The 6,228-nt window shown below is 72.0% G+C and carries 7 protein-coding genes; 4 read left to right on the top strand and 3 right to left on the bottom strand.

All coding sequences use genetic code 11. From position 1 onward, the window contains the following. Positions 1 to 36: 36 nt before the first annotated feature. On the bottom strand, positions 37 to 1,569 hold the full coding sequence (locus B2742_RS11005) for a pseudouridine synthase (RefSeq protein ID WP_292066185.1): 1,533 nt from the start codon (positions 1,567 to 1,569) through the stop codon (positions 37 to 39). Between B2742_RS11005 and tadA the strand changes: the two genes are divergently transcribed. Together tadA and B2742_RS10995 are read left to right on the top strand one after the other, a co-directional pair. Next, entirely contained in the window at positions 1,558 to 2,043 is a 486-nt protein-coding gene (tadA, locus tag B2742_RS11000) for a tRNA adenosine(34) deaminase TadA (protein ID WP_292066182.1), read from the top strand. The two genes, B2742_RS11005 and tadA, sit on opposite strands and share 12 nt — an antisense overlap. Positions 2,044 to 2,083: 40 nt before the next feature. Continuing rightward, positions 2,084 to 2,491, top strand: coding sequence for an MliC family protein (locus B2742_RS10995; protein ID WP_292066180.1), 408 nt, complete (start codon positions 2,084 to 2,086; stop codon positions 2,489 to 2,491). 30 nt (positions 2,492 to 2,521) lie between these two features. Here the strand turns inward: B2742_RS10995 and aroB are convergent, their stop codons facing one another. Further along, positions 2,522 to 3,628, bottom strand: coding sequence for a 3-dehydroquinate synthase (gene aroB / locus B2742_RS10990; protein WP_292066178.1), 1,107 nt, complete (start codon positions 3,626 to 3,628; stop codon positions 2,522 to 2,524). Then, positions 3,625 to 4,182 (bottom strand): shikimate kinase, encoded by a 558-nt coding sequence (locus tag B2742_RS10985; protein WP_292066176.1) that lies wholly within the window; start codon positions 4,180 to 4,182, stop codon positions 3,625 to 3,627. Before B2742_RS10985 ends, aroB begins: the two co-directional genes overlap by 4 nt. A gap of 110 nt (positions 4,183 to 4,292) precedes the next feature. Between B2742_RS10985 and B2742_RS10980 the strand changes: the two genes are divergently transcribed. Both B2742_RS10980 and B2742_RS10975 read left to right on the top strand, forming a co-directional pair. Continuing rightward, positions 4,293 to 5,192, top strand: a complete 900-nt coding sequence (locus B2742_RS10980) for a site-specific tyrosine recombinase XerD (RefSeq protein ID WP_292066174.1) — start codon at positions 4,293 to 4,295, stop codon at positions 5,190 to 5,192. 84 nt (positions 5,193 to 5,276) lie between these two features. Continuing rightward, positions 5,277 to 6,227, top strand: coding sequence for an acetyl-CoA carboxylase carboxyltransferase subunit alpha (locus tag B2742_RS10975; protein ID WP_292066172.1), 951 nt, complete (start codon positions 5,277 to 5,279; stop codon positions 6,225 to 6,227). Position 6,228 lies beyond the last annotated feature (1 nt).

Here is a 6,228-nt window from a genome sequence, read left to right as displayed (position 1 = left end):
CCGCCCCTTCAGACTGCCGGCGACAATCCGCACGGATCAGCCCTTGGAGCGGGGACCGCGCGGCGAACCGCGCCCGCCGGCAGGCCCCGCGCCCGGACGCGGGCTGCCGCGTCCGCCGGCTGGGCCAGCGCCGGTGCGGGGGCCGGCGGGCTTCGAAAATCCGCCGGGTCGGTCGCCGGTCTTGGCCGCGAACGGCGGCTTGCCGCCCGGCTTCCGGTCGAACGGCCGCTTGTCGCCGGACCGGTCGTCAGATCGCGCCGCAGGCCGCGCGCCGGTCCGGGCGTCGCCGCGCGGACGATCGATGAACTGGTCCTCGCGCGGCTCGAACACGCGCTTCGGCCGCTCGGCGGTCGCCTCGGCGCCTTCGGGCCGGGCGCGCGGGGTGAAATTCTTCTTCGGATGCTCGAATTTCGGCGCGGCCTTGGCCCAGCCCGGCTTTTTCTGCGGCCGGGCGGCGCGGTCAGCGGCGGCGTCGGCGGCCGCTCCGGCGGCGCGGACGCGGCTGGGCTTGCGCGAGGGATCCGAGATGGCCGAGCCCGAGGCGCCCTTGTGGATCGGCGCCGAGGTGCGGCGGCCCGGGATCGGCGCCGGCGTCGAGACGGTATTGCCGGTCGGCAGGTTCTCGGGCCGGATATGGTCGGCCAGCATCTCGCGGATCACCCGCGGCCCCACCTCCTCGACCGAACCGACCGGCAGGGTGCCCAGCTGGAACGGACCGTAGGCCAGGCGGATCAGGCGGTTCACGGTCAGGCCGAGATGCTCCAGCACCTTGCGGACCTCGCGGTTCTTGCCCTCGGTGATGGAGACGCTGATCCACAGGTTGGCGGGGGCGTTGCCCTCACTGTCCTTGGCCTTGTCCAGCGTGGCCTCGATCGGGCCGTAGTGGATCCCGTCGACGGTGACGCCGTCCTTGAGCGAATCGAGCTGCAGCTGGCTGACCCGGCCGCGGGCCCTGGCGCGGTACTGGCGCACCAATTCGGTCGACGGCAGTTCAAGGGCGCGGCTCAGCTCGCCGTCATTGGTCAGCAGCAGCAGGCCTTCGGTGTTGAGGTCGAGGCGTCCGACCGACAAGACCCGCGGCAGGCCGCTGGGCAGGGCGTCGAAGACGGTCGGCCGTCCGGCCGGATCGGTGTGCGAGGTCAGCAGGCCGGCCGGCTTGTGATAGCGCCAGACCCGGGTCGCCTCGGCCGAGCCGATCGGCTTGCCGTCGACGGTGATGACGTCGTCGCGCGTCACCAGCACGGCGGGCGTATCGAGGATCTTGCCGTTCACGGCGACCTTGCCGAGGCCGATCAGCCGTTCGACCTCGCGGCGCGAGGCAATCCCGGCCCGGGCCATGACCTTGGCGATACGCTCGCTGCGCCGGGGCGCCTCGTCGACTTTCGGACCGGCCTTGCCGTCCTTCGCGAACGGTTTGCCGCCCGGCTTGCCGAAGGGCTTGTCGCCCCTCGGCGGGCCGCGATCGTCGCTGCTCTCGACGCGCTTGACGTACGGTTTGCGGGGGCCGTCGCGGCTGTCGTCTTGACGCGGGCGCGGCTTCTTGTCGTTGTCTCGGGGATGGCTGGCCATGATGAGCGGTTCATGCACATGGCCTTGGCGTGTGCGCAAGCGGCGGCGGACGCGGGAGAGACTCCCGTGGGCTGCGTCATCGTCGACGAATCGACCGGGGAGGTCGTCGCCGAGGGCCGCAACGGTCCTATCGGCGCCCATGACCCGACCGCCCACGCCGAGATTGTGGCGATGCGCGCCGCCGCGGCGAAACTCGGAAATTATCGCCTCACCGGCCTGACCCTCTATGTGACGCTCGAGCCCTGCGCCATGTGCGCCGGGGCCGTCAGCCACGCCCGCATCGGCCGGGTGGTCTGGGGCGCGGACGACCCCAAGGGCGGCGCCGTGGCGCATGGCCCCCGGTTCTTCGAACAGCCGACCTGCCACTGGAAGCCGTCCGTCGAGGGCGGAGTCCTGGCCGCCGAGGGCGGCGACCTGCTGCGCGCCTTCTTCCGCGCCCGCCGCAAAGGAACGGCGGCGTCCGATGCACGTTAATCCGCGGAGCCGTAACGGCTCCGCTTGTTCGAGAGTCCGCATGAAATCCAAGCTCCTCGCCGTGATCCTGGCCGGGCTCGCGGCCACCGCCTGCGGGCAGAAGCCGGCCGAGGCGCCGACGGACGGGGATTCGGTGCGCGAACGGGCCCAGGAGGCCCAGACGGCGCGCCGGCGCACCGGGGCGGAGGCCCAGGATCGCGCCCTGAACCAGGTCATCCGCACCGTCTATCTGTGCAACAACAGCGAGCGCCTGTCGGTCGATTTCGACAATCCGCGCCGGATGGCGACCGTGCGCAACTCCAGCGGCGAGGCCGTGGACCTGTACCAGGAGCGCGCCGCTGAGGGCATCTGGTACAAGGCCTCGGGCTATGAGCTGCGCGGCGAGGGCGTCATGGCCACCTGGACGTCGGACGGCCGCCCGCCGACCGATTGCCGGGCCGTCGACTAGGCAAACCATCGAGCGCGGCCGAAGCAGGCCTCAGGCCGCGGTTTCGCTCTTCAGGAAGGCCGCGAGCGTGGGGCGGTCCACGGCCTTGTCGACGAAGGCCTCGCCGACGGCGCGGGCCAGGATCAGGGTCAGCCGACCGCCCTCGGCCTTTTTGTCGCCCGCCATGCGTTTGATCAGGGCCTCCGTGGAAAGGGTCCCGACGGTCGCCAGCCGCGTCGGCAGGCCGGCGGCTGCGATAGCGGTTTCAACCCGCTCGGCCTCGGCGGCTTCGCAAACGCCGGTGAAGGCGGAGAAGCGGAAGGCCATTGCGCCACCCAGCGCCACCGCCTCGCCATGGGTGATCCGCGCCTCGTCGAACCCGAGTTCGGCCTCGATGGCATGGCCGAAGGTGTGGCCGAGGTTCAGCAGGGCGCGCCGCCCGGCCTCTTTCTCGTCCTCGCCGACAATGGCGCTCTTGATCTCGACCGACCGGACCACGGCCCGGGTCAGGGCGGCGGGGTCGCCGCTCGCGCCGACGGCCCCCTCGCCCGCCAGCCAGTCGAAGAAGGCGGCATCGCAGATCAGGCCGTGCTTCAACACCTCGGCCCAGCCCGAACGAAGCTGGCGCGGCGGCAGGGTGGCCAGATGGTCGATATCGGCCACCACCAGCCGCGGCTGGTGGAAGGCCCCGACCAGGTTCTTGCCGCGCGGCGTGTCGATCGCGGTCTTGCCGCCGACCGAGGAATCGACCTGGGCCAGCAGGGTGGTCGGGACCTGGACGAAGTCGATGCCGCGCATGTAGAGCGCCGCCGCCAGGCCCGCGAGGTCGCCGACCACGCCCCCGCCGAGCGCCACGATCAGGTCGCGCCGGTCGAGACCGAAGGCCAGCAGCCGGTCGATCACCCGCTCCAGCTCGGCAAAGGATTTCGAGGCCTCGCCGGGCGGTACGGTCAGCAGCCGGGCGCGAACCCCGGCGGCCTCCAGCGCCGCCAGCACCGCCGGTCCGTGCAGGGCGGCGACGGTCTCGTCGGTGACGATGACGGTCCGTCCCTGCGCCATGGCCGCGATCCGCGAACCGAGTTCCGGCATCAGGCCGCGGCCGATGACGACCTCATACGGTCGGAAGCTCCCGCCAGCGACGCCGATGACCGCGCTCATGCCTCGGCTCCCGCCCAGTAGGCGTCCAGCGCGTGGACGATGCCTCCGACCGCCTCGGCATGGGCCCCGCTGGCCACATCGACGGTCACATCGGCGACCGCGGCGTAGACCGGATAGCGGACCTCGGCCATGGCCTGCAGGGCCTCCAGCGGATCGCGGCCGCGCAGCAGGGGGCGGGTGTCGCGGCGCAGGACCCGGCCCGCCACGGTGTCGAGGTCGGCCCGCATCCAGACCGTCACGGCGCGCGCCTTCAGCGCTTCGCGGGTCTCGGGGTTCAGCACCGCCCCGCCGCCGGTCGCCAGCACCATCCTTGGCCCGTGCAGCAGCCGTTTCAGGACCCGCGCCTCGCCGGCCCGGAATTCGGCCTCGCCGAGTTCGGCGAAGATGTCCGAAACGGTCATGGCCGCCGCCGCCTCGATCTCTATATCGCCGTCGGCGAAGGGCAGGTTCAATCGTTTGGCCAGCCGGCGCCCGACCGTCGATTTGCCCACCCCCATCAGCCCGACCAGGGCTATGGTGCGGCGATGAACGGGAATCGGACCGTCAGCGCTCACGACCGGCCTCGCGCGAGGCGGCTGGACGATGACGGGACGGGTTGCGGCAGGCACGGCATGACCCCACCACCCTCTACACCAAGCGCCGCCGCCGCAAAGCGCCCACGCGCATGAGCACGCCCCAGGTCGAGGCCTTTCTGGAGATGATGGCGGTGGAGCGCGACGCCTCGCCCCACACCCTGTCCGCCTATGGCCGTGACCTGGCCGACGCCGAGGCGGGGATCGCGGGCGGGCTGATGCGCGGCGACGAGGCGGCGGTCGAAGCCTGGTACGCCGGTCTGGGACAGCTCGGCCTGTCCCCCGCGACCCAGGCGCGACGGCGCTCGGCGGTGCGGCAGTTCTACCGCTTCGCTCTCGGCGAGGGCTGGCGCGCCGACGATCCCTCGCGGCGGCTCGACGCCCCGAAACAGGGTCGCAGCCTGCCCCGGACCCTGAGCGGGGACGAAATCGCGCGACTGCTGGCGACGGCCGCCGCCCACGACGGCGCGGCCGGGCTGCGGCTGGTCGCGCTGGTGGAACTGGCCTACGCCTCGGGGCTGCGGGTGTCCGAACTGCTGGGCCTGAGGGTCGAGGCCGTGCGGCGCGACCCCGCCTTCCTGATCGTGCGCGGCAAGGGCGGCAAGGAGCGGCTGGCTCCGCTGAACGCCTCGGCGCGCGAGGCGGTGAGGACCTGGCTGGTCGCCCGCGACGCCGCCCGGCCGGAGAAGACCCCGGACAGTCCGTGGCTGTTCCCGTCCGCCTCGGCCAAGGGTCACCTGACCCCGCGCCGCTTCGCCCAGCTGCTGGATCAGGCGGCGACCGACGCCGGCATCGACCCGGCCCGGGTCAGCCCCCACGTCCTGCGCCACGCCTTCGCCACCCATCTGCTCGAGGGCGGGGCCGACCTGCGCGTGGTCCAGACCCTGCTCGGCCATGCCGACATCGCCACAACGCAGATCTACACCCACGTCGCCACCGACCGGCTGGCCCAGGTGGTGCGCGACAAGCATCCGCTCGGACGGGACGAATGAACCCCCGCTTGCCCCCCGGCGTTGACCCCACTAGGTTCCGCCGCCTTCCGCTCGCACCGCTCGCGCGCCTTCTCCGGACGCCTTATGGCCACGCACTACCTCGAATTTGAAAAGCCGATCGCCGATCTGGAGGCGAAGATCGAGGAGCTGAATCTGCTCTCCTCGACCTCCGGTTCGTTCGACGCCGAGGTCGACGGACTGCGCAAGAAGGCCGAGCAGCTGCGGCGGAAGACCTACGCCAGCCTCGATCCGTGGATGAAGACCCAGGTCGCGCGCCATCCGCAGCGGCCGCATTTCGTGGACTATGTCGAGGGGCTGTTCACCGATTTCGTCGAGCTGAAGGGCGACCGTCAATTCGGCGACGACCAGGCCATCCTGGGCGGCCTCGCCCGGTTCCGGGGCGCCCCCGTGGTGCTGATGGGCCATGAGAAGGGCCACGACACCCAGACCCGCGTGGTGCACAATTTCGGCATGGCCCGGCCCGAGGGCTACCGCAAGGCGGTGCGGCTGATGGATCTGGCCGAACGCTACGGCCTGCCGGTGCTCACCTTCGTCGACACCGCCGGCGCCTATCCGGGCCTCGGCGCCGAGGAGCGTGGCCAGGCCGAGGCCATCGCGCGCTCGACCGAACGCTGCCTGACCCTGGGCGTGCCCTCGATCGCCACCATCACGGGCGAAGGCGGCTCGGGCGGGGCCATCGCCATCGCCGCGGCGGGACGCGTGCTGATGCTCGAGCATTCGATCTATTCGGTCATCTCGCCCGAAGGTGCGGCCGGCATCCTGTGGCGGGACGGCGCGCGAGCGCGGGACGCGGCCATGGCCATGAAGATCACCGCGCCGGACCTGGTCGAGCTGAAGATCGTCGACCGGATCATCCCGGAGCCCGTCGGCGGGGCCCACGCAGACCGGGAGGCCGCCATCGCCGCCGTCGGCGACGTGCTGGCGGAAGAACTGGCCGCCCTGTCGGGTCTCACGCCGGACCAGCTGCGCCAGGCCCGGGCGGATCGGTTCTACGCCATCGGGCGGGCGATCTAGC

The organism is Brevundimonas sp. UBA7664 (assembly GCF_002483305.1).
Lineage (GTDB): Bacteria > Pseudomonadota > Alphaproteobacteria > Caulobacterales > Caulobacteraceae > Brevundimonas.
The sequence above is the reverse complement of the archived record's forward strand: the minus strand, read 5'-3'. Positions and strand labels throughout refer to the sequence as shown.